The organism is Bifidobacterium sp. LH_389 (assembly GCF_056357235.1).
The window spans coordinates 218,091-243,780 of the sequence record NZ_JBKEVR010000002.1 but is presented as its reverse complement, the minus strand read 5'-3'; the positions used below and the strand labels follow the sequence as shown (position 1 = coordinate 243,780).

Sequence of the window (25,690 nt, the reverse complement as noted above, 5' to 3'; positions counted from 1 at the left end):
CCCCGGATCAGACCAGATCGACGAGGAACGGGATGTCCATCTCCAGCAGGGTCTGGGAGCCATGCACGCTGGGCAGGTGGGTGGCCTTGTCGGTCTGGATGCGCGAATCCACGATGGTGACCGCGCCGGCGGCCTGCACGAGCACATCGCCGATCATCGGCCGCACGCGATCGTCCATCGGCCCGTACACGCCGTCGCGCACCGCATCGTCGCACAGCCGCACCAACGCCCTCTCCCCCAGCCGGTCGCGCCAACGGGCGGCGATGTCCCGCGGGTCCACGCCATCGGCCGCATAGAGCATGAGCGAACGCGGTTCCCCGCCCACCATGGCCACCCCGTCCGCCAGCTGCGGTTCCAAGGCGATGTCGATGCGCTCGTCCGGGTCGACGCTCACCATGCCGTGATCGGCCACGATCACGATGAGCGTGCCCTTCGGCGCGCTGCGGCGCAGCAGGCCCAGCTGCGCGTCGATGCGCTCGAACGTGCCGATCCACCTGTCGGAATCCCAGCCGTAGTTGTGCCCCACCTTGTCCGCGTCGCGCAGGTACAGGTACGTGAGCCCCGGCGTGCGCGCGGCCTCGGCGGCGGCGAACACGCGGTCGTTCGGCCGTGCGTTGGCCACGTAGTGCGCGCCTCGGAACGCGGCGACGGTCAACGGGGATGCGGCGAACTTCGGCAGGCCCGAACTGGTGACGCGCACGTCCTGCGCGCTCAGGGTCTCGAAGATCGTGGGCTGGCGTTGCAGTTCGAGCGGCGGGATGGCGTTCCTGAAGGCGATGAGCTGCGCCAGTTCGCCGGTCTCCGTGTTGCGCTGCGTGTAGCCGGTCATGCCCGTCAGCCCCGGGCAGGTTCCCGTGCCGAACGTGGCCATGGCGGCGACGGTGGTGCTCGGCGCGCACGTGGAGATGGGCCGCTGGTTGGCGGGCTCGCCCATGAGCGAACGCAGGTAGGGAGCGTGGCCGAGGCGCATGGCGAGATTCCAGAAGCCGAGGCCGTCGACGAGCACCACGATCGCGGACGACGCCTGCGGCAATCCCAGCGCCTGCCGCAGGGCTTCCGGGTCGGCGTGCACGGCGGTGGGGACCGGATGCCCGATGACGGCGGTGAGCGCCGGCAGGACGGACGACAGGTGGCGGGCGTAGCCGCGGACGGGCTCATGCGTTCCGGCACTTCCGGCTCCGGCGGCTGCACCCTCTTCCGGCGTTTCCGGCGCGTTCCCGTCAGATGCGGGCGCGCGATCCCCGTACTGCGCGGTTGCGGTCAGGCGCAGCAATTCCTCCATGTCCGGCACTTCAATTCCCATACGCTCCATTCAAGCACTGGACGCGCCGTTGCGCAGACGCGGACTCGCCCGCGGATCTCCGGCCGCAGGTCTGGCCGGGGTTCCCTGGCCACACGGCACGATAAAATGGCGAAGTTTGGAATGCAACGGGAGTCGGCAGAGGGAGTCGCATGGCATCACACCGCAAGCCGGCCGCGCCGGGCTATGATCCGCGCACGGTCAAGGAGCACATCGTCGAAACGCCGCTGGGCGAGGAGATGAGCAAGTCGTTCCTCGAATACGCGTATTCGGTGATCTACGCGCGTGCCCTGCCCGACGCCCGCGACGGTCTGAAGCCCGTGCAGCGCCGCATCGTCTACCAGATGGGCCAGATGAATCTCACGCCCGACCGCCCGTACATGAAGTCCGCCCGCGTGGTGGGCGAGGTGATGGGCAAGCTGCATCCGCACGGCGACTCCGCGATCTACGAGGCCATGGTGCGCCTCGCCCAGCCGTTCGCCATGCGTCTGCCGCTCGTGGACGGCCACGGCAACTTCGGTTCGCTGGACGACGGTCCGGCCGCCTCACGTTACACCGAGGCGCGTCTGGCCCCGGCGGCGCTCGGCATGAACGCGGACATCGATCAGGATACCGTCGACTTCACGCCCAACTACGACAACAAGCTCAAGGAGCCGACCGTCCTGCCGAGCGCCATCCCGAACCTGCTGGTCAACGGCGGTTCGGGCATCGCGGTCGGCATGGCCACCAACATGCCCACGCACAATCTGGGCGAGGTGGTGGCCGCGGCGAAGCATCTCATGGCGCATCCGGACGCCACGCTCGAGGAGCTGATGCGCTTCGTGCCCGGGCCGGACCTGCCCACCGGCGGCATCATCATCGGCCGGGACGGCATCCGCGAGGCGTACGAGACCGGCCGCGGCATGTTCACCACCCGTTCGGCCACGCACATCGAGAACGTGACCGCGCGCAAGAAGGCGATCGTGGTGACCGAGCTGCCGTTCATGGTGGGGCCCGAACGCGTGCTCGAGCGCATTTCCGAGGGCATCAAGAACCGCAAGCTGGAAGGCATTTCCGGCGCCATCGACCTGACGGACCGGCACAACGGCACCCGTCTGGTGATCGAGATCAAGACCGGGTTCGACCCGAACGCCGTGCTCGCTCAGCTGTTCCGCCATACGCCGCTTCAGGACAACTTCTCCATTAACAACGTAGCGCTCGTGGACGGCCGCCCGCACACCATGGGTCTCAAGGAGCTGCTCACCGTGTGGATCGACCACCGCCGTGTGGTGGTGCGCCGCCGCAGCGAGTTCCGCCGCAGGAAGGCGCAGGAGCGGCTGCATCTCGTGGAGGGTTTGCTGCTCGCCATGGTGGACATTGACGAGGTGATTCAGGTGATCCGCACCTCCGACGATGCTGACGCGGCGAAGACCCGATTGATGGCGGTATTCGACTTGGACGAGATCCAGGCGCAGTACATTCTGGACCTGCGTCTGCGCAGGCTCACGCGCATGAGCCGCATCGAGCTGGAGGCCGAGCGGGACGATCTCAAGCGGCAGATCGAGGAGCTGGCGCGGATTCTGGCGTCCGGCGAGGAGCTGGACCGCGTGGTGGTCGAGGAGATGGACAAGGCCGTGGCCACATGGGGTTCACCCCGGCGCACGGTGATTCTGGACGAAGACGCCGACGGTTCGCTGCACCCGGTGCAGGCGCACGGCGAATCCGGAGTGTCCGCGTCCGCGCTGGCCGCCGTCCGGGCCGCCGGGTCCGTGTCCGATGCCGCCGATGCCGCTCAGGCCGCAGCTGCCGCCAAGAAGGCCGGTGAGGAGGAAGCCGCATCCGCCTTGCTGCAGATGGCCGACGAGCCCTGCACGGTGATGATGACCGCGACCGGTCTCATCGCGCGCTCCGGAGCCGGAGCCTTGGATGTGTGGCAGTCCAGGACTGCGGGCAAGCGCGCCGCGGAGGACGTGATCACGTCGATCTTCGCCACTACGACGCGCGCCTCCTACGGACTGGTCACGTCCGCGGGGCGTCTGGTGCTCGCCCATGTGGCGGATCTGCCGGCACTGCCCGTTGCCGACGCACTGTCCGTGGCGGGCGGTGTGAAGGCCGACGAACTGGTGTCGGCCACGGAGAACACCGATCCGGTACACGGCGAGCGTGTGATCGCGGCCGTGTCCATGGCGGAAGGCGAACCGCCGCTGGCGATCGGTACGCGGGACGGTGTGGTGAAGCGGTGGAACCGTGAGGCGCCCACGACCATGGATTCGTGGCCGGTCATCGACCTCAAGGACGGCGACGAGGCATTGTTCGCGGCTCCCGCGGCCGATGCGGACCGTCTGGTGTTCGTCTCCTCCGACGCCTCGCTGCTCACGTTCGAGGCGTCCAACGTGCGCCCGCAGGGCCGTACCGCGGGAGGCATGGCAGGTATCCGACTGGCCGAAGGCGCGCACGTGGTGGCGTTCGCCGTGGTACCGGCCGGCAAGATCGCGTGGACGTACGAGGAGGGCGACAACGGCATGAGCGCTGCGTCCGGCGCGGTGGTGCTCACCGTGGCCGGCGACGAGGATGCCCTGCCAGGCACGGAGAACGGCTGTGCCAAGGTGACACCGCTGGAGATGTACCCGACCAAGGGACGTGCGACCGGCGGCGTGCGTTCGCAGCGTTTCCTCAAGGGACAGAACACGCTCATCGCTGCATGCGTGGGTGCCTACCCGCTGCACGCGTCCACCGCGTCCGGCAAGCCGGTGGAGCTGCCGAAGCCGGATATGCGCCGCGACGGATCCGGCGAGGATCTTGCCGCGCCGATCGCCTTCGTGGGCTGACGCCGTTCGGCCGCGTCCGGTTACCGCGCGCAATGCCGGATGTGATGCCGGCTGCGCTCACCGGTACAGCTTCATGCCTTGCGGGCACGGCGTGAAGCCGGCGGCGTGCAGGATGCGTGTGACATCGCCGCGACGGGTGAGCGGATCGCCGTTGAGGTCGGCGAACGTGGCGGAAACGCCCTGCCGCTGCAGTGCATAGGCGAGTTCCGTGCAGGCGGGACGGAGTACGGTTTCGGTACGGTCGAACGCGAGCAGCCGGTGGCTGCGCGGCGCGGCGTAGACGACGGGCCTGCCTTGGGAAAGGACCACGATCGTGCCGGCGCGACGCACCGGTTTCGCCGGCTTGGCCGCAGCTGGTTCGGACGCGGTTGACACAGCCATGGCGGATTCGTCCTCGTCCGTAGCTGGTTCGTCCGCGTCTGACTTGGCCGTAACGGGGACGTGCGGCCAGTCGATCGCCGCACCGGTGAGGTTGGCCGGGTCGGTGGTGTCGAGTGCCACGTTCGACAGGCTGTGCCACCACTTTCCGTCGCGCAATGCGTCCACGGTGTCCCTGGTGGCGAACTGGGCCGCGCCGAATCCGCGTACGAACATGCCGCGTACCAGCATGCCATGGTCCTCCATGCGCCGCAGGACCGGGTAGAGGGCGGAGAATCCGCCGGGCAGGTCCTCCCGGTTCGTCGTCGGCTGGGCGATCACGCCGTACCGATCGAGCAGCGTTTCCGCACGGTCTATGAGCAGACGCTCGGGCGTGGCCTCCTCCCCGGTCGCGGCCGACGTTCCCGCGACCGCAGACCACAGGCCGGTCAGCGTCGTGGGCAAGGCATCCACGGACCGCACGCGCACGCGCCGGCGTACGGCCCTGGCCGGTGCCCGTACGCTGTGCGCGGGTGCGGTGGCGACCCGCACGGGAGCGAACGAACTGTTGGTGACCTTGCCCTGCCAGACCAGCGACCACAGGGCCTGCGCGAACTGGTCCTGCGACCATGCCTGCGGCGGCTGAATCTCTCCGGTAAGAGGATCCACCAGTTCGTTGCCGGGGGCATCCTGCCAGCGTTCGCGGGCCATCGCCGCCAGCTGCCCGGCGTGGTAGGCACCGCCGGAATCCAGTACGGCAAGGATGGCGTCGGGAATGGTCAGCGGCGCATCGGGCGTGTCTCCCGCCGTCTTGGCCGTCGCCGTTTCATGCGTCGCCGTTCCGGCCGTCGTACCGGATGCCGCGCCGTTCGCGGCCCCGGACGACGCGGCCCCGGACGACGCGACCCCGGACGACGCGACCCCGGACGACGTAGCATCGGCACAGCCGGGAATCAGCGGCGAATCGGCGGGATAGAATGCAATGCGGCCCGCTGCTGCGGTCGCTCCGGAACGGGAACGGCCGGGCCGGGCATGGCCGTCTCCGTCGGTGCCTTCACCGGCGTTCCCGCCGCCATGTCCGCCGTCTCCGGACGTCTCGGCCGTGCCGACGCCGACCCACACGGCCTCTCCCCCGGCAAGCAGTTCGTCCAGCATGGCCGGCGTGTAGTCGGCCACGCGCGCGGGAAACACGGCGTTCTCCCATACGCCCGCAGGCAGGGCGACGCCCTCGAGCTGTTCGATGACGCGCATGAGCCCGTCCGCGCCTTCGTACCGTTCCCCGCCGACCGGTCCCACGCCCTGCCGGTCCAGCAGGAACGCCTGATAGACGGCCGGATCCACCGGCCTGACGGCTTTGCGCGCTCTGGCGAGCGACAGCGACCGGATGCGCTTGAACACGTCCCGGTGCAGCCATTGGACGGCCTTGCCGCCGGAGTCGGAGCCGGCACCGACGACATCGGAATCGTCCGATGCATCGCGCAGGAACGTGCCGCGCATGAGGTCGCCCCGGGCTTGCAGTCCGTCCAGCGCATGCACGGCGTCCTCGGCGGGCAGGCCCGTGTCCGCGATGAGCCGTTCCGCCGTGAACGGTCCGTGGGTCTTGGCGTACCGGGTGACGCGGCCCGTGACGTCGTCGTCCGCCAGATCGTTCCAGAACGTGCGATCGGCGAGTTGCGCCTCCGTCTGCCGAATCACGTCCGGATCGAGGACGGCAGCCATGTCGGTGCCGCCGAGCAGTCGTTCCAGCACCTGCGGGTCCACGGACAGCAGCTGTGCGCTGCGCTCGGCCTGAGGAACGTCGTATTGGTACATCACCTTGCCCACGAAGCCGAACAGCAGGTTCTCCGCGAAGGGCGATGGCACCTGCGTGGTCACATCCTTCAGTCCGATGGTTCCGGCGTTGAGCCCGGTCATGAGCTCGCACAGGGCGGGAAGGTCGTAGACGTCCTGCAGGCATTCACGCGCGGTTTCCAAGAGGAGCGGGAAGTTGCGCTTCAGCCGTGCCGCGGTGAGCAGCTGAGCCGCCCTGAGCCGCTGCTGCCACAGGGGAACGCGCCTGCCGGGTTCGGTGCGCGGCAGAAAGAGCGAGCGGGCTGCGCATTCGCGGAACCGCGCGGCGAAGAGCACACTCTCCCCCACCTGGGTTTCCACGGCGTGCCGCAGCTCGTCCGGGTCGAAGAGCAGCAGTTCGCGCAGAGGTATATGCCCTTCCCCTTCGGGCAGGCGCAGAACGATGCCGTCGTCGGCCGCATACGCCTGACCGTCGAAGCCGTAGCGCTGCCTGAGCCGGTTGGTGACGGCCATGGCCCACGGCTCATGCACGCGGCTGCCGAACGGGGAATGCAGGATGATGCGCCAATCGCCTTCCTCGTCCGGGCAACGTTCGATCACGAGCTCCCGGTCGCAGGGCATGACGCCGGTGGCGGCCCGCTGTTCGGCGAGCAGACGGGCGAGGTTGCCGATGGCATTGCCGTCCAGACCGTCAGCACGCAGCCGGCGTTCGACGGACGCGGCGAACCGTGGTCCGTATTCCGTCGAAACGCTCTCCGGCGGCACATCCTCCCCCGTAGCCTCGCCCGACGTTCCGTGCTCCGCCGCGGCGGCAGACCCGGACGAGTCAACCGTTCCGTACGTCTCCTGCAGCCCGTGCGTCACCTCGCGCAGGAACCGTCCCTTCGCCCGGCCGAAGTCGGCGTCCCGTCCGCTGCCTTCGCCATGCCAGAACGGCAGCCGCGCGGTGCGTCCGGGCGCGGGTGCCACGACGACCCGATCGCGCGTGATCTCCTGAATCTGCCATGTGGAAGTGCCGAGCGTGATCACATCGCCGACGCGCGACTCGTAGACCATTTCCTCATCCAGCTCGCCCACGCGCCGGGGACCGGGCCCGGCGTCCGCCTCGGGCAGCACGACCGTGTACAGACCGCGGTCCGGGATGGTGCCTCCGCTGGTGACGGCGAGCCGCTGCGCGCCGGGACGGGCGGAAATGACGTCCTGTTCCCGGTTCCAGACGAGCGGCGGACGGAACGCGGAGAAGTCCTCGCTGTTGTAGGCGCCGGTCATCATGCCCATGACCGCGTCGAACGTGTCCCGGTCGAGTTCGGCGAACGGGGCCGAGCGCCGGACCGTGGCGTACCAGTCGGACGGCGTGAGATCATCCATCGCGGCGGCGGCCACGGTCTGCTGGGCCAGAATGTCCAGCGGATTGCGCGGCACGTGCAGCGGTTCCAGATCCCCGGCGCGCATGCTTTCGATGCTCGCGGCCACACCGACGATCTGCTCGCGCGTGAGCGGATAGAACAGGGCGTGCGAGACGCCTCCCACATGATGGTCGGCGCGCCCCACGCGCTGCAGGCCCGAGGAGACCGACAGCGGCGGCGACACCTGAATGACGAGGTCCACCGAGCCCATGTCGATGCCGAGTTCGAGGCTGCTCGTGGCCACGACGCACCGCAGACGGCCTTCCTTGAGTCGCTCCTCGATCTGCTTGCGCCGGTCCTTGGACACCGATCCATGGTGCGCCATGGCGATCGCATCGCCCTCCTCGTGCGATGCGACCAGCATGGTGGTGGAGCCGACCACCGCGTCGTAATGCCGCGCGAATCCCTCCCGTCCCTCCGGGGATCCATGGCTTTGCGGGCCGTGCCCCCGGCTTTCGGCGTACAGGTCGTTGAGCCGTGCGGTGAGCCTTTCCGCCAGTCCGCGCGAGTTGACGAACACCAGCGTGGTGCGGTGGGCGAGGATCTCGTCGAGGATGCTGCGTTCCACGACCGGCCAGATCGATCCGCCGGCGCGGTCGCCAGGCGCGCCCGTGATCGCCGTGCTCTCCGCGCGTTCCGGCGCGAGCCCCTTGCGCTCGGCGAGCCGCTGCATGGCCGGAGTCACGCCCGAGATGCGCGGGGAAGCGGACAACCGTGCGTCCGCGGCGCCGGCACGGCTGCCCACGTTGGCCGATTGGAGGTCACGCATGTTCTCCAGCGGCTCGATCACCTTGAGGTCCATGTCCGGCCGACCGCCCGGGTTGACGACGGTGACCGGATGCACGCCGCCCAGGAACCGCGCCGCCTCGGACGGCGGGTTGACCGTGGCGGACAGGCCTATGCGCTGGGCGTGCCCGCCGGCGAGCGCGTCCAGCCGCTCGAGGCTCAGCGCCAGATGCGCGCCGCGTTTGCCGCCGGCGAGCGCATGCACCTCGTCCACGATCACCGTGTCCACGGTCTTCAGGATTCGCCTAGCCTTGGAGGTGAGCAGCAGGTACAGCGATTCCGGCGTGGTGACGAGAATGTCCGGCGGATGGGAGACGATCGCCCGCCGTTCCCGTGCGCCGGTGTCCCCGGTGCGCATGGCCACGCGGATGGATGGCGGCGTGACGCCCCGCGCCCTGCATTCGGCGCCGATGTCCTCGAGCGGCCGTTCGAGGTTCTTCGCCACGTCCACGGCCAGCGCCTTGAGCGGGGAGACATACAGCACCGTGACGCCTTGCGGCTTCCGTACGCGGTCCCCGTGCGCCATGAGCCGGTCGATCGCCGAAAGGAACGCGGCCAGCGTCTTGCCCGAGCCCGTCGGCGCGATCACCAGCACGTCGCCTCCCGAGCGGATGGCCGGCCACGCCTCGCGCTGCACCCCGGTCGGCGCTGCGAACGCATGTTCGAACCAGCTTCGGGTTGGCTCCGTGAACAAGCTCAAGCAATCGTACATGTGTTCGATTATGCAAGACTCCCGGGACAACCGCGGCGCCCGGGGACACGCCGAGGACCCCCGCCGGCCCTCGACCGAATCGAGACCGGACCGCGTCCGGACAGACGCGGGACAGCCGCCGATCAGCCGCGCTCGGCCCGCAGGCGCTCATGCATCCAGACCATCAGCGCCAGAAAGACCAGGAGATAGAACGGGTAGAGCGAGATCGTGACGTATTGGGCGAGCATGCCGAACAGCGGCGGCATGGCGAGCGAACCGACATAGGCGCTGGCCATCTGCACGCCGACGATGGCCTGCGAGTGCTCCTCGCCGAAATAGGCGGGCGTGGAGTGGATGACGCACGGGTAGATGGGCGCGCACCCCAGGCCGAGGACCACCAGACCGGCGGCACTGCCCCACGAGCCGAACAGCGGCAGCGCGACGAGGACCGCGCCCGCGGCGAGCACCGCCTGACCGATGCGGATCATGGTCGGATCGTCGAAGCGCATGGTCATGAAGCCGCTGAGCGCCCGGCCGACGGTGATGCCCACGTAGAACAGGCTGGCGAGACTGGCGGCGGCCACGGAATCCACGCCGCGGTGCATCACCATGTAGCTGCTCGCCCACAGGCCGGCCGTCGATTCGATCGCGCAGTAGCAGAAGAACATCACGAGGATCTCCTTGGCGCCGCGGATGACCAGCACGCCCTTGAGTCCCAGAGGCTTGCGCGCTGGAGCCCCGTCCCGGTCCCCGCAGTCCGCCGGCCGCCCCGCGCTGCCGTCGGAGCCGGGCACGGCCGCCCCGGTCTCCCGCCGGCTCCTCCACAGCGGCAGGCTCAGGACGAGGACTGCCGTGAGCGCCACCTGCAGGATGGCGATGTACCGGTAGCCCCACGACCATCCCTGCCCCCCGGCGAGCGCATAGCCCATCACGTAGGGCCCGAGCGACGCGCCGATGCCCCACATGCAGTGCAGCCAGCTCATGTGCCGGCTCTCGTAGTGGATGGCTACGTAGTTGTTCAGCGCCGCATCCACGCCGCCCGCACCGAGGCCGTACGGCACGGCGAGGGCGATGAGCGTCCAGTAGTTCGGCGCCACGGAGAATCCGACCAGCGCGACGGCGGTGAGCCCCACGGACACGGCGGTGACGCGGCCGGGCCCGAATCGCAGGGTCATGCGGTCGCTCAGGAGCGCGGAGACGATCGTGCCGGCGGAGATGACCATGGAGATGCCGCCCGCCCACGAGACCGGCGCGCCGAGGTCTCGGCTCATGGTGGGCCATGCGGCCCCGAGCAGCGCGTCGGGCAGTCCAAGACTGACGAAGGCTACGTAGATTACGGCGAGCAGCAGGTTGGCCACGGTGTCATCCTCCTCGATTGCTAGGTACGATCGCTATGTACGACCGTGCATAACTTAGCCCAACGGCCCCGGCAACACGCCGATTCGCGTTGGGCGCAACGTTGGCGCGCCGCGTCCAAACACGCGAAGATAGAGGGAGATACGAAACCGCACGAGGAGCGAGACACACATGACCACGAACGCAACGCACGCCACTCGACTCGAACACGACTGCATCGGCGAACTCGAGGTTCCCGCGAACGTCTACTGGGGCATCCACACGCAACGCGCGATCGGCAACTTCACGGTCTCCGGCCTGCCGGATTCCTCGCACCCGCAGCTCGTGCGCGCCTACGCGACCGTCAAGCGCGCCTGCGCCGAGGCGAACGAGGAGCTGGGACTGCTCCCCCACGACAAGGCGCGCGCGATCGTCGCCGCCTGCCAGGAGATCGAGTCGGGCAAACTGCTCGACCAGTTCCCGGTCGACGTGCTGCAGGGCGGCGCCGGCACGTCCACGAACATGAATGCCAACGAGGTGATCGCCAACCGCGCGCTGGAGATCGCCGGCCACCGCCGCGGCGACTACCACTACATCCACCCCAACGACGACGTGAACCACTCCCAGTCCACCAACGACACGTACCCGGCCGCCTGCAAGCTCGCCCTCATCGACGCGATCGGCCCGCTGGCGGAGGAGACCAGGAAGCTCGCACGCGCCTTCCATGACCTTGCGGACCGGCACGCCGACGACGTGACGATCGGCCGCACGCAGCTGCAGGACGCGGTGCCCATGACGTACGGCCAGGAATTCCACGCCTTCGCCAGCTTCCTCAAGGCGGACACGGCGGCGCTGGAGCGCGTGGTACCGCTGCTCATGAGCCTCAACCTCGGGGCGACGGCCATCGGCACCGGCATCTGCGCGGACCTGCGCTTCCGCAAGGCCGCCACCGAGCATCTGGCGCGCATCACCGGCCTGCCGATCACCGCCGCACCGGATCCGATCGCCGCCATGACGGACATGAGCTCGTACATCGCCGTCTCGCAGACCGCCAAGAACCTCGCCATCCACCTGAAGAAGGCGGCCGACGACCTGCGCTTGCTCAACTCCGGCCCGCACGACGGCTTCAACGACCTCAACGTGCCCGCCCGCCAAGCCGGCAGCAGCATCATGCCCGGCAAGGTGAACCCGGTGATCCCCGAATGCGTGGATCAGGTGTGCTTCCGCGTGTTCGGCATGGACACGACCGTCACGTGGGCCGCCTCGGAGGGCCAGCTGCAGCTCAATGCGTTCGACCCGGTGATCATCCACGAACTGCTCAAGGGCATCGACCTGCTCACCCACGCCATGGCCATGTTCCGCGAGCGCTGCGTGGAGGGCATCACCGTCAACGCGGAGGTCGGCCGCCGGTACGCCGCCCTTTCGCCGTCGATCTCCGCGGCGCTCAACCCGCTGATCGGCTACGAGCGTTCGGTGGACATCGCCAAGGAGGCCGCCGAATCCGGCCGGACCGTGCGCGAGGTGGCCGGCGAGCGCACCGACCTGCCCGCCGAGCAGCTGGACGAGCTGCTGGACACGACCGCGCTGGCCCGGCGCCTCGGCCAGACTTGCCGGGATCACCGGCAGGATCGCTAGCCCTCCGTCCCGTCCTCCACCCGCTCGAGGATGTCGCCGGGCTGGCAGTCCAGCACACGGCAGATGGCCTCGAGCGTGGTGAAGCGGATGGCCTTGGCGCGCCCGTTCTTCAAGATCGACACGTTGGCCGGGGTGATGCCGATCGCCTCGGCCAAGTCGTTCACGCCCATGCGACGCTTGGCCATCATGACGTCCAGATTCACGCGAATGGCCATTCAGATCACCGCCTCGAGCTCGCGGCGCTGGGCGATCGCCTGCGTGAGCAGCGAACGCATGACCAGCATGAGCAGCACGAACGCGGCGATGAGCAGCAGGGCCACGAGCAGCGCGAGCACGAACGGCGGACTGGCTAACGCCGCCGGAACCGTCTCATGCGTGACCGGATTGACGTATTCGCGGTTGATGTTGGAGAAGACGAGTACGAAGAGCACCAGCACGCCTTCCGCGCACGCGCAGCCGATGATGAGGTCGGTCCAGCGGATGGCCCTGCCGGAGAAGATGTCCCTGTTACGGGTGAGCGTGAGCAGCGGCCAGACGGCGGCGAGCGCCACCTCGAAGCACAAGATGCCCAGTACGCCCGCGATCCGGTACGGCCACAGGGCGGGCGCGGTCTCGGGCACCTGCTCCACCACATAGGCGGACAGGGCGAACACGGCATACTGGCCGAAAACGCAAATCGCCTCGAACAGCACGATCAGCACCTTGAGCGCCCCGATGGCGACGGGGTGGTATTCCTCACCGTTCATGCCGATTCCTTTCCTCACGGGTCCTTTCACGGGTCACATGGACTTCGATTATCGATAATAATCGATCGAAAAACAATATGCTCATTCGGTGAAGAATTGTTTCACGATAGATTCATATCGTTTTTCGATAGCCTATGCTGGGAGCATGACCGATTTGGAACCACACGACGCTAAGCACAATGCCGCGCACGAGATCACCGACGCCAACGCCAACACCGGGGAGACCGCACAGCCGGCCGCGCAATCCGCCACAACCCCGCTTCCCCGCCGTCTCGCCATTCTGGCCGCGGCCTTCGCCATTCCGTTCCTGTTCGACCGCCTGTGGTTCGCCGCCCCGTTCTCCCATGCCGGCTCGCAGTGGACCTACTGGGCCGTGCTGTGCCTCGCCATCGCAGCCATCGACCTGCCGCTGTTCGCCCGCCGCGCACACCGCACGCCCCTGTGGTGGGTGACGCTCGCCGCCGTCGTCGCACTCGCCGTGTGGCTCATCGCGTTCGCGCCGCCGTTCGAATGGATGGGAGGCGGCGCGAACCTGACGTACGCGGTCCTCACCGGTCCGATCGTACTGCCCGCGTTGCTCATGACGCTGCTGCAGCTGTCCGACGGACGCTTCGACCCGTACCGGCCGTCCGCACTGGTCACGGCCTGGCTCAGGGGCTGGGCGATCGATCCGTTCACGCATTGGAAGCCGCTGGGACGCACGCTTCGCGAGATTTGGGCGCGTCTGGCCGGAGGCGACCGCAACGGCACACGGACCGGGAACGGCAACGATGCCGGCGGCAGCCGCATCAGGCGCATCGGCCTCGCGCTGATCATCGCCGCCGGTCTGCTGCTGGTGCTCGTGCCGCTGCTCATGAGCGCCGACGAGGTGTTCGACTACGCGGTTACACGGATCGTCGGCGACATCGACATCACGGCCGTCGTCCAACACATCATGCTCGTGGCCGTTCCCGCGCCGTTCGTCTTCTCGCTCATCATGGCCGTGGAGGCGCGCGGCGGCATCCCGACGGCGTTGCAGACCGCAGCGGTTCCGCACCACGAGCCACGGCCGCGCCGCCCGTTCGATCCGCTCGTCGTCGCCGTGGCGCTCGGCATCGTGCTCGCCCTGTACGCCGCGTTCTGCCTGATCCAGTTCACGTTCCTGTTCGCCGGAGCCGGACTGCCCGCCGGCACCACGTACGCCGAGTATGCGCGCAGCGGATTCTTCCAGCTGCTGTTCGCGGCCTCGCTGAATCTCGCGGGTTTCGGACTGGTCCTGCGGTTCACGCCGCGCCGCATGCCGATCGTCGCCATGCAGGCGGGTCTGCTCGCCGCCACGGGCGTGCTGCTCGCCTCCGCATTCACGCGCCTCAACCTGTACATCCACGTCTACGGACTCACCTGGCTGCGTTACGCGTCGGTCACGTTCATCGCGCTGCTCGCCGCGCTGCTTCTGCTCGCGCTGGCCCGTCTGTTCACCGCACGCATTCCGCTCGTCGCGGTCGGCTTCGTGATGCTGCTCGTCTGGTGGATCGCCATCGGATACGCCGATCCCGGCCGCGTCATTGACTGGTGGAACGCCTCCCACGGCCTCGAGGTCTGACCGAGCGTCTGCACGCCCGGATCCGGCTTCCCACCGTCAAGCCGCCCATTCGTGCATTCGGTCCAACCTGTACGCCCTGAAGCACAGATTGGACCGAATGGTAGAAAAAACAGGCTTCCGGAGGCCGTTTTTTCGCATGATCGGTCCAAGCTGCGAAAACGGGGACGCAGGTTGGACCGATCATGCGATCCAGCGCGATCCAGCGCGATCCCGCGCGATCCCCGATCAGGTGTCGATCTTGGAGCGGTCGAAGTCGTCGGCGTTGTCCACGATGAACTGCTTGCGCGGCGGCACGTCGTCGCCCATGAGCAGGCTGAACACCTCCGCGGCCTTGGCGGCGTCCTCCATGCGGATGCGCCTCAGCATGCGCGTGCGCGGGTCCATGGTGGTGTCCGCGAGCTGGTCGGCGTCCATCTCGCCCAGACCCTTGTAGCGCTGGATGTCGTCGGCGTACCCGATGCGCTTACTGTCGAGCTCGTCGAGCCTGGCGGCCAGCTCGTCGTCCGAATACGTGTAGATGTACTCGCCCTTGTGCGAACCGGTGAGCGCGATGCGGTGCAGCGGCGGCACGGCCGCGTACACGTACCCGTGCTCGATGAGCGGGCGCATGTAGCGGTAGAACAGGGTGAGCAGCAGGATGCGGATGTGCGCGCCGTCCACGTCGGCATCGGTCATCATGATGACCTTGTGGTAGCGCGACTGCTCGATGTCGAAGCTCGCGCCGGAGCCCGCGCCCACCACCTGGATGATCGCCGCACACTCCTTGTTGTTGAGCATCTGGCTCAGCGACGCCTTCTGCACGTTGAGGATCTTGCCTCGGATGGGCAGCAGGGCCTGGAAACCGGCGTTGCGCGCGGCCTTGGCGGTGCCGAGTGCCGAGTCGCCCTCCACGATGAACAGTTCGGCCACGTCGTCGTTGCCCGGCTGGCAGTCGGACAGCTTGGCCGGCATGGACGCGGATTCAAGCGCGTTCTTGCGGCGGGTGACCTCCTTGGTCTTGCGCGCCTGGATGCGGGCGTGCATCTCGCCGACGATCTTCTCCAGCACGCGGCCGGACTGCTCCTTGAACCCGCGCCGGGAGCCGGAGATCATCTCGCCGAACTGACGGTCGGTCAGGCGCGTGACGATCGGCTTGACCTGCGCGGTGCCGAGCACGTCCTTGGTCTGCCCCTGGAACTGCGGTTCGGCGATGCGCACGGTCACCACGGCCACGAGGCCGGCCATGATGTCGTCGCGCTCGACCTTCATGGCGCCGTCCTTGAGGTTCACCTTGAGCCTGCGGGCGTTGTCCTCCACGGCCTTGCGGATCTGCCGGGTGAGCCCCGCGAGGAAACCGTCCACGTGTGTGCCGCCGCCGGGCGTCTCCACCACGTTGACGAAGCTCACGAGCGTGGTGTCGTAGCCGTCGGTCCACCGCAGGGCGATGTCGACCGCGCATTCGCGTTCGATCTGTTCGGCGTGCAGTTCGCCGCCGGCGCCCACGGCCTGTGTCTCCTCCCTGTAGGTGCCGGAGCCCTGGATGCGCCAGATGTCGGAAACGGGCGCACCCTTGGACAGGAAGTCCACGAAGTCCTTCACGCCGCCGGTGTGGAGGAACTCCTCGACGCGGGCGTGCGCGGGCTGATCGCCGAACGGACCGCAGTCCACGGTTCCCTCGCGCCGGGCAACGATCGCAGACGCGGCAGAATCCGCGTCGGACGAAGCCGGTTCGGCAGGCTCGCCGGCGACCCCGTCCGCAGCAGTCTCGTCCGCAGCAGCCTCATCCGGAACCTGTACAGTGCCGTCCGCAGCCGCCGTTGCCGAGACGGCCGGAGCGTCCATTTCGAGCAGATCGTCCACCGCGGCGTCACCGGTTTCGGGAATGTTCTCGTCCACGACCGTGATCTTCAGGCCGGGCACGAGGAAACTGGTCTGGCGGATGCGTTCGATGAGCTGATCGTAGGCGAAGTGCGCGGTGCTGTTGAAGATCTCCGGGTCCGCCCAGTAGCGGATGCGCGTGCCGGTGGTCTTCGGGCTCACCTTGCCGACGATCTCCAGCTCGGTGGGACGGTTCTTGCGCGTGCGCTTGAACGGCGAGTCTGGCGAGGGATGTGCCGGATCGGCGTCCGAGTACACGCCCGGATGACCCTGATGGAACGCCATGTGATGCGTTCTGCCGTCGCGGTCCACCTCCACGTCGAGTCTGGAGCTCAGCGCGTTGACCACGGACGAACCGACGCCGTGCAAGCCGCCCGCCGCATTGTAGGAGGCGTTGCCGAACTTCGCACCGGCGTGCAGCTTGGTGAGCACCACCTCCACGCCGGTGAGCTTGGTCTTGGGCTCCACGTCCACCGGAATGCCGCGGCCGTTGTCCGCCACCTCGATCGAACCGTCGGTGTGCAGGGTGACGGTGATGTGGTCGCAGGCCCCGGCCAGCGCCTCGTCGACGGAGTTGTCGATGATCTCCCACAGGCAGTGCATGAGGCCCTGACTGTCGGTCGTGCCGATGTACATACCTGGGCGCTTGCGTACCGCGTCGAGGCCCTCGAGCACGGTAAGGCTGTCGGCGCCGTAGGATTCGGGCATGGCTCTCCTTCGCTGTTGCGGGTAACGCACGCCGCGCTCCCCGCAAGGTCGGACGGCCCGATGACTCGACGGACCGCCGCTTCGCGGGGAACGCGGCGTGCGGATGATGGTTCGCCGGCGGGCCGAACGGGTCCGCCGGACTTGAGGTCACTGGTCGAGGAAGTCGCGCAGGGTCTGCGAGCGCGAGGGGTGACGCAGCTTGGACATGGTCTTCGACTCGATCTGGCGGATGCGCTCGCGGGTCACGCCGTACACGCGGCCGATGTCGTCCAGCGTCTTGGGCTGGCCGTCCTCCAAGCCGTAGCGCATCTTGATCACGCCGGCCTCGCGCGGGGACAGGGTCTCGAGCACCTGCTTGAACTGCTCCTGCAGCAGGGAGAACGCAACGGCGTCGGACGGGGCGATGGCGTCGGTGTCCTCGATGAGGTCGCCGAACTCGGAGTCGCCGTCCTCGCCGAGCGGCGTGTGCAGGGAGATCGGCTCGCGGCCGTACTTCTGCACCTCCTGCACCTTCTCGACGGGCATGTCGAGCTCGCGGGCCAGCTCGTCCGGTGTGGGTTCGCGGCCCAGATCCTGCAGCATCTGGCGCTGCACGCGGGAGAGCTTGTTGATGACCTCGACCATGTGCACGGGCACGCGGATGGTGCGCGCCTGATCGGCCATGGCGCGGGTGATGGCCTGACGGATCCACCACGTGGCGTACGTGGAGAACTTGAAGCCCTTCTTCCAGTCGAATTTCTCGACGGCGCGGATCAGGCCCAGATTGCCTTCCTGAATGAGGTCGAGGAACAGCATGCCGCGGCCGGTGTAGCGCTTGGCCAGGGAGACGACGAGGCGCAGGTTGGCCTCCAGCAGGTGATCCTTGGCCTTCTTGCCGTCGGAGGCTGCCCACTTGAGCTCGCGCTTGCGTTTGAAGTCCATCTTGTCGGACTCGGTGTCCAGCAGGTGCTGGGCGTACAGGCCCGCCTCGATGCGCTCGGAGAGGTCCACCTCCTGTTCGGCGTTGAGCAGGCTCACGCGGCCGATCTGCTTGAGGTAGTCCTTGACCGGGTCGGCGGTGGCGCCCGCGGCGATCACACGGCGCTTGGGGTTGCCGGACGGCGTGAGGTTGTCGTCATCGTCGTCGTCGCGCACGATGAACGCACCCTTGGCCCGCGGGGGGATCTCCTCCTCCGGCTTGGGCTTGGCTTCCTCCTCGCCGTCCGCGTCTTCCTCCTCGTCCTCGCCGTCCGCGTCATCGTCGTCGGTCTCGTCGTCGTCCACGTCGAGATCGTCGTCGTCCACGTCGTCCAGATCGTCCTCGAGATCGGCGTCCACGTCGTCGAGGTCGTCGGTCTCCTCGACGTCCTCGTCCACCTCGATGGGCTTGGCGAGCTTCTCCTCGTCCTCCTTCACGGCCTTCGCCGCGGACGACTTGGACGACTTGGACGACTTGGCGGTCTCGGACTTCGCCGCGGTCTTCCTCGCGGACGACGCGGTACGCCTGCGCGTGGTCTTCTTCTTGGCCTTCGCGGCTTCCTGCACGCCTTCGGCCTGCACGTCGCCGTTCTCCGGCGCGGCGTCGACGGCCTTGCGGGACTTCCCGGCAGTCTTCGCGGCAGCGGTGGTTTTCTGAGCAGCGCTCTTCGTGGCCAACTTATCCTCCTGGCTTTTCCGCCCATCCCCCAAACGGCGCCCTATAGCATACGGGCACACTTCTGGCAAGGGCAAATCGTCAACTCATAGAGTCAACCACGTTCCAAGGACTATTATTCCCCGGGACCGTCTTCCGCGCCGCCGGCCGAGGCACCGGCCGAGGCACCGGCCCCGCCGTCCGAACCGTCATCCGCCGCGCCGGCGGCCACGCCAGTCGTCCCGCCGCCGGAGCCGACCGTCCACGCGGGCGCGATGCCCCGCTCAGCCGCGGACAGCACGATGAGCGCCAGATTGCACCGCCCGTCACCCGCGGCTGCCAGCGCCGCATAGGCCACGGCCCGCGGGTCGCCCATCCACCACAGCACGTAGGCGATGACCGCCATGGGCTGCACGCGGAAGTCCGCCGGAACCGCCCGGACGATCTGCGCCAGCGCATACAGCCCCCTCTCGCAGCGCGTCTCGTCCGGAACGGCCTTCGGGTCGCGGAAGGCGTCTCCCAGGGCGCGCGACAGGTACGCCACGCTGCCCGGCCGGTGCGGCCGCGCCCCGAGTTCCAGCAGTTCCCCGCGACGCGCCCCCGCGCACACCAGGGAGACGATGAGCGCGTCGCGGAACGCCAGCTTCTCGCGCATGCCCACCGCCAGTCCGGCGACCGATTCGCGTTCGAGCCCCTCGCCGGTCCCGTTCAGGCAGGCCAGCCAGTCGTCCAGCGGGCCGGAGAACCACGCCTCGTCGGAATCCTCCACGCCCATGCGCCGTCGCTGGGCGCGGAAGAGCCGCACCACCTGCGTCATCTCGTCGTCGTTCAATGCCTCGCAGACGTACGCCGTCTGCCCATCCTGCCACTGCATCGCATATTCCCTTACCTCCCCCAAGCACGTTCTTCGTATGTTGCCGTACCGCCGCGTCCTGCATGCACGCCGGTCATTCAACTATGCCGCACCCGCATCCGCCCCGTCCAGCCGAACGGGCCCATGTGGTCGAACGTGGCCCCCGGACGGACGCTTCGGCGTGTCCTTGGCGAAATTTCGGGCAAAATCACGTTCGGTCGCCCCAATTGTGGATAACCTCGTAGGTATGGATAACGCCGAAGCACTGCCCGCACTCGAATCGCGCATCGCCACGCTGGTGGCGCACCACGCCGGAATTCCGGACGGCATGACGGTCCCCCGCGCATGCCTGTCCGTCATGGACGCCGTGGCCGCGCAGGGCGTCACCTCCAGCGAGGGAGGCAAACGCCTGCGCGCCCGGCTCGCCCTGGCGGCCTTCGACGCGGCCCGGGCCACGGACGGTGCGTCGGCTGCGACGGGCGACGCCGCGGACCGGGCCCGCGCGGCGGCCACCGATCTGGCCTGCGCCATCGAGGTGTTCCAGACCGCGGCGCTCGTGCACGACGACATCATCGACGACTCCGACCTTCGCCGCGGCAAGCCGTCGGCCCACCGCGCGCTGGCCGCCTCACTGGGCGACGACCCGCAGGCCGACCACGTGGGACGCGGGCTGGGCATCATGCTCGGCGATCTGCTCGCCACCGCCTCCGTCGCCATCGCGCACGACGCGGCCGCCGCGCTGCCCAAGACCGAGGCCCTCGTGCGCGTCTTCCTGCGCATGCACCGCGAGGTGGAGATCGGACAGGTGCTCGACCTCGCCGTCGAGGAAACCCCGCTGGACCGTCCCGAGGCGCTCGCATCCGCCTCGCTGGGCGTGTTCCGCTGGAAGACCGCCAGCTACACCACCATCGCCCCCATCGAGCTCGGACTGCTCGCCGCGGGCGTCAAGACCGCGAAGGCGCATGCCATCGCGGATTCCGTCGGCATGCCGCTGGGCCTGGCGTTCCAGCTCGCCGACGACCTCATCGACGTGATCGGCTCCAGCGCATCCACCGGCAAGCCCGTGGGCGGCGACATCCGCGAAGGCAAGCGCACGGTGCTGCTCGCCGACGCGCTTGCGGGCGCGGACGAAGCCGGCCGCGGCGAGCTCGTCCGCTTGTTCGAGGCGCCCCGGCGCTCCGCGGACGACGTTTCCCGTGCGATCGCGCTGTTCTCCTCCACCGGCGCGATCGACCGTTCGCGCGAGCGCATCGCCACGCTGTGGCGCGCGGCCGCCTCCGCGGTGGACGAGGCCGCCGCGATGCTCGGGCTGGCCGACGACCGCCGTACCCTGCTGTTCGCCGCGTGCGAGCGCTTCCTGCCCGCCTCGCTGCGCACCCGTCAGCCGGCGCGATAGGCGGGCGGCCGCCGGAACCCGCGAACCGCGCCCGTGTGGACTTTTCGTTGCGTTTTCGTTGCGAACCCCGGTCACCGCGCCGCGTTGTGACGGGCGAACCTTACGATGGGAACCATGAGTGAAGCGGCGAATCAGCCCGTGGGGCAGCGAATCGAGGGACGGTACCGCGTCGTGCGGAAAATCGCCGAGGGCGGCATGGCCACCGTGTACGAGGCGATGGACGAGCGTCTGTCACGCCCGGTGGCGATCAAGATCATGCACGTCCAGCTGGCGCAGGGGCCGCACCGCGCGCAGTTCCAGGAACGCTTCCGCCGCGAGGCCCGGTCCGCCGCCGCCATCGCCAACCCGCACATCGTGCAGGTGTACGACACGGGCGAGTTCAACGGGCTCGACTATCTGGTCATGGAATACGTGCACGGCGTGAACCTGCGCCGCGAAATGAACGTGGAGGGCACGTTCACCGTGCGCGAGACGCTGCGCATCGTCGGCGAGATCCTCGACGGTCTGTCCGCCGCCCACCGCGCCGGCGTGGTGCACCGGGACATCAAGCCGGAGAACATCCTCGTCAACGACCGCGGCCATGTGCAGATCACCGACTTCGGCCTGGCCAAGGCCGCCTCGCAGGCCACGCTCTCCTCCACCGGCATGCTGCTCGGTACGGCCGCCTACCTTGCCCCGGAAATGATCGAGCAGAACCGCGCAACCCCGCAGGGCGACCTGTACGCGGTGGGCATCATCGCATGGGAGATGCTCGCCGGGCACGTGCCGTTCCTGTCGGACAATCCGGTCACCGTGGTGTTCAAGCACGTGCACGAGGACGTACCCTCGCTGGCCGACGCATGCCCGGGCATCGCACCCGAAGTGGCCGCATTCGTGGCCAGACTGGCCGCACGGGCGGTGGACGACCGGCCCGCGGACGCGATGGCGGCGGCCGAACTGCTCGACGCGCTCAACGCCTCGCTGGACCGGGACCGGCTCCTGTTCCGCATGCCCGTGCCGCAGGGGTTCGAGCCGGAAACGCCCGGCGCCCCGCAGCCGGTCACCGCACGGGTGGACCGGGAGCGGCAGCCCGGCATGGTGGACAACGCGGACGGTACGGCCAACACGGACGGTACGGTCCATTCAGCCGGTTCAGGCGATGCGGCCAACGCAGACGGCGCGACGCAGCCACTTCCTCCGCTCGATTCCCAGGCCACGCGACGGCTGTCCATGCCGCCGGAGGACGTGGGCGCCAATCCGACGCGCAGCTTCGCCGAGCTCATGCACGAGAACTTCGACGAGTCGGACCCGTCGGACGCCGGCCGGATCCGTTCCCGGCAGCACGTGGCCGGCGACGACGCGGGGGACGACGCGGTTCGCGGCGCAACCGCACGCCGCGGCGGGCGACGCACCGTGCTGATCGCTTCTACGCTGCTGGCCGCGCTCGCCTGCGGAGGCGGCGGATACGCCTGGTGGTTTTACCTCGGCCCGGGCAGCTACTGGACGCTGCCGGCCGCCGCGGACGTGACCTGCGCACAAGACGCGGCATGCTCGATCGTGGGCGCACAGGCGAAGGACTATCTAAGCACGCTCACCGTGGCGGGCATCCCGTACACGCAGAGCGAGGACTACAGCGATTCGCTGCCTGCCGGAACCATCATCAGCGCCGATCCGTCCGACGTGGGCGCACACGTGTCCAAACGCAACGGCCAGCAGGTGAACGTCGTGATCTCCAAGGGGGCACGCCAGGCCACGGTGCCGAGCGACATCAAGGACGCGACCACGGCGCACGGTAAGGATCCGCTCGCCGCCCTGCGCGAAGCCGGATTCGACAACGTCACGCACGACGCCGAGAACGACGCCTATTCGCTCACCGTGCCCCAGGGGGCGCTTCTTTCGCTGAACGCGGAACCGGGCCGCGCGTACCACCACAACACGGCGATCACGGTCACCCTGTCCAAGGGACTCAAGCCGGTGGAGATGCCGAACGTGGTGGGCAGCACCGTGGACGATGCCAAGGCGGCCCTGTCCGCGCTGAACCTCACGGCCAACGTCACCGAGACATTCGACGACAGGATCGAAGCCGGCAAGGTGATTTCCGCTTCCGTGGAGGCCGGCAAGCAGCTCAAGTGGAACGATGCCGTGGATCTGGTCGTCTCCAAGGGTCCGCAGATGGCGACCGTGCCCAACGTGGTGGGTCAGCAGTACGACGATGCGGAGAAAGCCCTCAAGGCGTTGGGCTTCGACGTGAAGAAGTCCGCACCGCTCGGCGACTGGACGCACATCGTACGCGTGCAGAGCCTCGAGGCGAACAGTTCCGTGCGCGTGCGCGACGAGAACGGCGTCGCCACGGTGATCACGCTGACCGTGGCGTGAGCGCGGCTGATCGGGCGAGCGGATGGCCTGCCCCGCCCGTTCAGCTGTCCCGTGCGTGCTACTCGGTCTTTCCGGCGGCCTTGCGGGCCTTCTGTTCCTCAAGCTCCTTCTTGACCACCTGTGCATACACGTCCACGTATTCCTGCCCGGAATGCTCGTGGATGGCCTGCATCATACGGTTGGTGAGCGTGCGCAGCTGCTCGTGGGTGATCTCGTCCTCCGGGATCCTGTCCACCGGGATCGGCTTGCAGAAGATCACCGTGGTCTTGCCCTTCTTGGGGATCACCTGACCGGGCACCTGCATCTCGCGCGTGCCGATGATGGCCACGGGGATGATGGGCGAGCCGGTTTCGAGGGCCAGACGCGCCACGCCGGTGTGCCCGCGGTACAGGCGACCGTCCGGGCTGCGCGTGCCCTCCGGGTGGATGCCGAACAGATGACCCTGCTCGAGGATGTGGCGGGCGGTGAGCAGACCGCCGAGCGACTTCGAGCCGCCGGAACGGTCCACGGGGAACACGCCCACGGACGTGAACCACCACTTCTTGAACTTGCCCTTGAAGCCCTTGCCCTCGAAGTATTCCGCCTTGCCCATGAAGTGGATCATGCGGGGGCTGACGAGCGGCAGCAGGCCGTCGTCGATGACGGCGAGATGGTTGGCCGCGATGATCGCCGCACCATGCTTCGGAATGTTCTCCAGCCCGTGCACGGTGGGCTTGAACCACACGCGGGCGATGGGTCCGAGCAGTTTCACAAAGAACCAGTACAGCATCGCGTCTCCTTGGCGTCCAGTATCGCTACAGTTGAGGGTATGACCGACCACAAGGATAGCAACGCGCCCCGAGACGATTCAACCCAGCGTTCCGGGGATTCGGACGACCGTGCCTGGCAGGATTTCGTCGCCGCACACAGCGATGACCTCGATGCGGTGGAGCGATCGCGTACGGGCAGGAAGTTCGAGCGCGAGGCGAAGCGCCGGGAGAAGGAGGCGCTGCTGAGCGTGGACGACCTGACGCCGGACGCCTTCGCGGGCGGTTCCGCGCGCACGGCCGGTCCGAGGGATTTCACCGGCCGCAGCTGGCTGGACACGGACGACGTGATGGATCAGGGTTCCGATTTCGTGCCGCCGAACCCGCAGATCGGGCATGTGCGCACGTCAAAGCTGGTGCTGTGGGCCATGGTGGTGATCGGCGTGGCGGGATTGGTGGGCTGCGTGCTGGTCCCCTCGCTGTCCACGCTGCTGGGGGCGCTGGGAGGCGCGCTCACCATGCTGGGGGCGGCCGGACTGCTCATGCTGCACAAGGGGCATACGCAAACGCGCGCCGACGAATTCGACGACGGCGCGCGCGTATAGCGATTGACAGGTTGTCCCGCCCCGGTCACTCGGCCTTGGCGGCCTTCGCGACGGCGATCCAGCGGTCGAGCAGCGCCGCGGCCTTGCCGGAGTCGACCGCGTCGGCGGCCAGCGCGTAGGCGGCCTTGAACCGATCGGCCAGCGAGGCGTCCGGGTCGGGCAACAGATGGGCGTCGGCCACGATGGCGGAGGCGGCGTTGAGCAGCGCGGTGGAGCGGAACGGCACTTCCTTGCCGGCGAGGAAGTCGCGCATAGCCTGCGCGTTGACGGCCGGTTCGCCGCCGCGGAGGTCGTCCACTGTCACCTTGGCGAGCCCCAGCTCCACGGTCGGGTCGAACTCGGTTTCGGTCACCTTACCGTCGCCGCGGAACTCCCAGACGGAGACCGGACCGGTGGGGGCCATCTCGTCCAAGCCTTCATGCGAGGTGTAGACCATGCCGGTCTGGCCGTTGGCGGCGTACACGGACGCCATGATGGGGCTCATGGCGCGCTTGGCGCAGCCGATGGCCACATGCTTCGGGTTGGCCGGGTTGGTCAGCGGGCCGAGCACGTTGAACACGCACGGAATGCCGAGCGCGGCGCGGATGGGGCCGACAAAGCGCATGGCCGGGTGGAAGGTCTTGGCGAACGCGAAGGTGATGCCCACCTCGTCGCCCACCTTGCCGACGGCTTCGGGCGTAAGGTCAAGCGGCAGGCCCAGCTCCTCCAGACAGTCGGCGGCACCGCACTTGGACGAGGCCGCACGGTTGCCGTGCTTGACGATGGTGACGCCGGCAGCGGCGGCCACGACGGAGCCCATGGTGGACAGGTTCACGGTGGCGGCGCCGTCGCCGCCGGTGCCGACGATGTCCGTGCTCTCCTTGGCCACCTTGAGCGGCACGGCGTGCGCAACCATGGCCTTGGCGGCGCCACGCACCTCCTCGGCGGTGAGCCCCAGCTGCTGCTGGGTGGCCAGCACCGCGCCCACAGCGGCCGGATTGGCGTTGCCCTGCATGAGGTCGTCCACGAACCACTCGGATTCCTCGGCGGTGAGATGATCGCCGTCGACCAGCTTCGTCAGAATCGATTTCCACGTGAACTCGGCCATAATGCCTCCTCTTGCGCGTGCAACGGCACGCTGTG

The 25,690-nt window shown here is 68.4% G+C and carries 16 protein-coding genes; 6 read left to right on the top strand and 10 right to left on the bottom strand.

Annotation, left to right across the window (positions count from 1 at the left end; translation table 11 throughout):
• Nucleotides 1-7: 7 nt before the first annotated feature.
• On the bottom strand, nucleotides 8-1,312 hold the full coding sequence (locus AC1AZA_RS03395; RefSeq protein ID WP_476513334.1) for an alkaline phosphatase family protein: 1,305 nt from the start codon (nucleotides 1,310-1,312) through the stop codon (nucleotides 8-10).
• 140 nt (nucleotides 1,313-1,452) lie between these two features.
• Here AC1AZA_RS03395 and AC1AZA_RS03390 point away from each other — a divergent pair, with 140 nt between their 5' ends.
• Nucleotides 1,453-4,107, top strand: coding sequence for a DNA gyrase/topoisomerase IV subunit A (locus AC1AZA_RS03390; RefSeq protein ID WP_476513333.1), 2,655 nt, complete (start codon nucleotides 1,453-1,455; stop codon nucleotides 4,105-4,107).
• A 57-nt stretch (nucleotides 4,108-4,164) separates the two neighbouring features.
• Here AC1AZA_RS03390 and AC1AZA_RS03385 read toward each other — a convergent pair whose 3' ends face one another.
• Both AC1AZA_RS03385 and AC1AZA_RS03380 read right to left on the bottom strand, forming a co-directional pair.
• Complete coding sequence (locus AC1AZA_RS03385) at nucleotides 4,165-9,159, bottom strand: DEAD/DEAH box helicase (RefSeq protein WP_476513332.1); 4,995 nt, start codon at nucleotides 9,157-9,159, stop codon at nucleotides 4,165-4,167.
• A 122-nt stretch (nucleotides 9,160-9,281) separates the two neighbouring features.
• Nucleotides 9,282-10,496: an MFS transporter gene (locus AC1AZA_RS03380; RefSeq protein WP_476513331.1), complete on the bottom strand. Its 1,215-nt coding sequence runs from the start codon at nucleotides 10,494-10,496 to the stop codon at nucleotides 9,282-9,284.
• Between the two features lie 169 nt (nucleotides 10,497-10,665).
• Here AC1AZA_RS03380 and AC1AZA_RS03375 point away from each other — a divergent pair, with 169 nt between their 5' ends.
• Nucleotides 10,666-12,108, top strand: a complete 1,443-nt coding sequence (locus AC1AZA_RS03375; RefSeq protein ID WP_476513330.1) for an aspartate ammonia-lyase — start codon at nucleotides 10,666-10,668, stop codon at nucleotides 12,106-12,108.
• On the opposite strand, the gene AC1AZA_RS03370 is transcribed toward AC1AZA_RS03375, so the two are convergent.
• Nucleotides 12,105-12,323, bottom strand: coding sequence for a helix-turn-helix domain-containing protein (locus AC1AZA_RS03370; RefSeq protein WP_476513329.1), 219 nt, complete (start codon nucleotides 12,321-12,323; stop codon nucleotides 12,105-12,107). The two genes, AC1AZA_RS03375 and AC1AZA_RS03370, sit on opposite strands and share 4 nt — an antisense overlap.
• Nucleotides 12,324-12,854 carry a DUF2975 domain-containing protein gene (locus tag AC1AZA_RS03365; protein WP_476513328.1) on the bottom strand — a complete coding sequence of 177 codons (531 nt, stop codon included), beginning with the start codon at nucleotides 12,852-12,854 and terminating at the stop codon, nucleotides 12,324-12,326.
• A gap of 145 nt (nucleotides 12,855-12,999) precedes the next feature.
• Between AC1AZA_RS03365 and AC1AZA_RS03360 the strand changes: the two genes are divergently transcribed.
• The gene (locus AC1AZA_RS03360; protein ID WP_476513327.1) at nucleotides 13,000-14,436 is read left to right on the top strand and encodes a DUF4153 domain-containing protein; all 1,437 of its coding nucleotides are present in this window, start codon (nucleotides 13,000-13,002) and stop codon (nucleotides 14,434-14,436) included.
• Nucleotides 14,437-14,661: 225 nt separating this feature from the next.
• On the opposite strand, the gene AC1AZA_RS03355 is transcribed toward AC1AZA_RS03360, so the two are convergent.
• The 3 genes from AC1AZA_RS03355 to AC1AZA_RS03345 all read right to left on the bottom strand — a co-directional run bounded on the left by AC1AZA_RS03355 (nucleotide 14,662) and on the right by AC1AZA_RS03345 (nucleotide 19,487).
• Nucleotides 14,662-17,001 (bottom strand): DNA gyrase/topoisomerase IV subunit B, encoded by a 2,340-nt coding sequence (locus AC1AZA_RS03355; RefSeq protein WP_476513326.1) that lies wholly within the window; start codon nucleotides 16,999-17,001, stop codon nucleotides 14,662-14,664.
• Nucleotides 17,002-17,148: 147 nt separating this feature from the next.
• On the bottom strand, nucleotides 17,149-18,636 hold the full coding sequence (locus AC1AZA_RS03350) for an RNA polymerase sigma factor (protein WP_476513325.1): 1,488 nt from the start codon (nucleotides 18,634-18,636) through the stop codon (nucleotides 17,149-17,151).
• Between the two features lie 113 nt (nucleotides 18,637-18,749).
• Nucleotides 18,750-19,487: a DUF4192 domain-containing protein gene (locus AC1AZA_RS03345; protein ID WP_476513324.1), complete on the bottom strand. Its 738-nt coding sequence runs from the start codon at nucleotides 19,485-19,487 to the stop codon at nucleotides 18,750-18,752.
• A gap of 226 nt (nucleotides 19,488-19,713) precedes the next feature.
• On the opposite strand from AC1AZA_RS03345, the gene AC1AZA_RS03340 reads away from it, so the two are divergent.
• On the top strand, nucleotides 19,714-20,862 hold the full coding sequence (locus tag AC1AZA_RS03340; protein WP_476513323.1) for a polyprenyl synthetase family protein: 1,149 nt from the start codon (nucleotides 19,714-19,716) through the stop codon (nucleotides 20,860-20,862).
• A gap of 114 nt (nucleotides 20,863-20,976) precedes the next feature.
• Entirely contained in the window at nucleotides 20,977-23,217 is a 2,241-nt protein-coding gene (locus AC1AZA_RS03335) for a protein kinase domain-containing protein (RefSeq protein ID WP_476513322.1), read from the top strand.
• A 58-nt stretch (nucleotides 23,218-23,275) separates the two neighbouring features.
• Here the strand turns inward: AC1AZA_RS03335 and AC1AZA_RS03330 are convergent, their stop codons facing one another.
• Nucleotides 23,276-23,986: a lysophospholipid acyltransferase family protein gene (locus tag AC1AZA_RS03330; protein WP_476513321.1), complete on the bottom strand. Its 711-nt coding sequence runs from the start codon at nucleotides 23,984-23,986 to the stop codon at nucleotides 23,276-23,278.
• Nucleotides 23,987-24,025: 39 nt separating this feature from the next.
• Here AC1AZA_RS03330 and AC1AZA_RS03325 point away from each other — a divergent pair, with 39 nt between their 5' ends.
• The gene (locus AC1AZA_RS03325) at nucleotides 24,026-24,568 is read left to right on the top strand and encodes a hypothetical protein (RefSeq protein ID WP_476513320.1); all 543 of its coding nucleotides are present in this window, start codon (nucleotides 24,026-24,028) and stop codon (nucleotides 24,566-24,568) included.
• Nucleotides 24,569-24,593: 25 nt separating this feature from the next.
• On the opposite strand, the gene trpD is transcribed toward AC1AZA_RS03325, so the two are convergent.
• Nucleotides 24,594-25,655 carry an anthranilate phosphoribosyltransferase gene (gene trpD, locus AC1AZA_RS03320; protein ID WP_476513319.1) on the bottom strand — a complete coding sequence of 354 codons (1,062 nt, stop codon included), beginning with the start codon at nucleotides 25,653-25,655 and terminating at the stop codon, nucleotides 24,594-24,596.
• Between the last annotated feature and the right edge of the window lie 35 nt (nucleotides 25,656-25,690).

Excerpts from the sequence above, each read along its gene's own strand:
- AC1AZA_RS03395 (WP_476513334.1), bottom strand. The coding sequence starts at position 1,312 with ATGGAGCGTATGGGAATTGAAGTGCCGGACATGGAGGAATTGCTGCGC.
- AC1AZA_RS03390 (WP_476513333.1), top strand. The coding sequence starts at position 1,453 with ATGGCATCACACCGCAAGCCGGCCGCGCCGGGCTATGATCCGCGCACG.
- AC1AZA_RS03385 (WP_476513332.1), bottom strand. The coding sequence starts at position 9,159 with ATGTACGATTGCTTGAGCTTGTTCACGGAGCCAACCCGAAGCTGGTTC.
- AC1AZA_RS03375 (WP_476513330.1), top strand. The coding sequence starts at position 10,666 with ATGACCACGAACGCAACGCACGCCACTCGACTCGAACACGACTGCATC.
- AC1AZA_RS03370 (WP_476513329.1), bottom strand. The coding sequence starts at position 12,323 with ATGGCCATTCGCGTGAATCTGGACGTCATGATGGCCAAGCGTCGCATG.
- AC1AZA_RS03365 (WP_476513328.1), bottom strand. The coding sequence starts at position 12,854 with ATGAACGGTGAGGAATACCACCCCGTCGCCATCGGGGCGCTCAAGGTG.
- AC1AZA_RS03360 (WP_476513327.1), top strand. The coding sequence starts at position 13,000 with ATGACCGATTTGGAACCACACGACGCTAAGCACAATGCCGCGCACGAG.
- AC1AZA_RS03355 (WP_476513326.1), bottom strand. The coding sequence starts at position 17,001 with ATGCCCGAATCCTACGGCGCCGACAGCCTTACCGTGCTCGAGGGCCTC.
- AC1AZA_RS03345 (WP_476513324.1), bottom strand. The coding sequence starts at position 19,487 with ATGCAGTGGCAGGATGGGCAGACGGCGTACGTCTGCGAGGCATTGAAC.
- AC1AZA_RS03340 (WP_476513323.1), top strand. The coding sequence starts at position 19,714 with ATGGATAACGCCGAAGCACTGCCCGCACTCGAATCGCGCATCGCCACG.
- AC1AZA_RS03335 (WP_476513322.1), top strand. The coding sequence starts at position 20,977 with ATGAGTGAAGCGGCGAATCAGCCCGTGGGGCAGCGAATCGAGGGACGG.
- AC1AZA_RS03330 (WP_476513321.1), bottom strand. The coding sequence starts at position 23,986 with ATGCTGTACTGGTTCTTTGTGAAACTGCTCGGACCCATCGCCCGCGTG.
- AC1AZA_RS03325 (WP_476513320.1), top strand. The coding sequence starts at position 24,026 with ATGACCGACCACAAGGATAGCAACGCGCCCCGAGACGATTCAACCCAG.
- trpD (WP_476513319.1), bottom strand. The coding sequence starts at position 25,655 with ATGGCCGAGTTCACGTGGAAATCGATTCTGACGAAGCTGGTCGACGGC.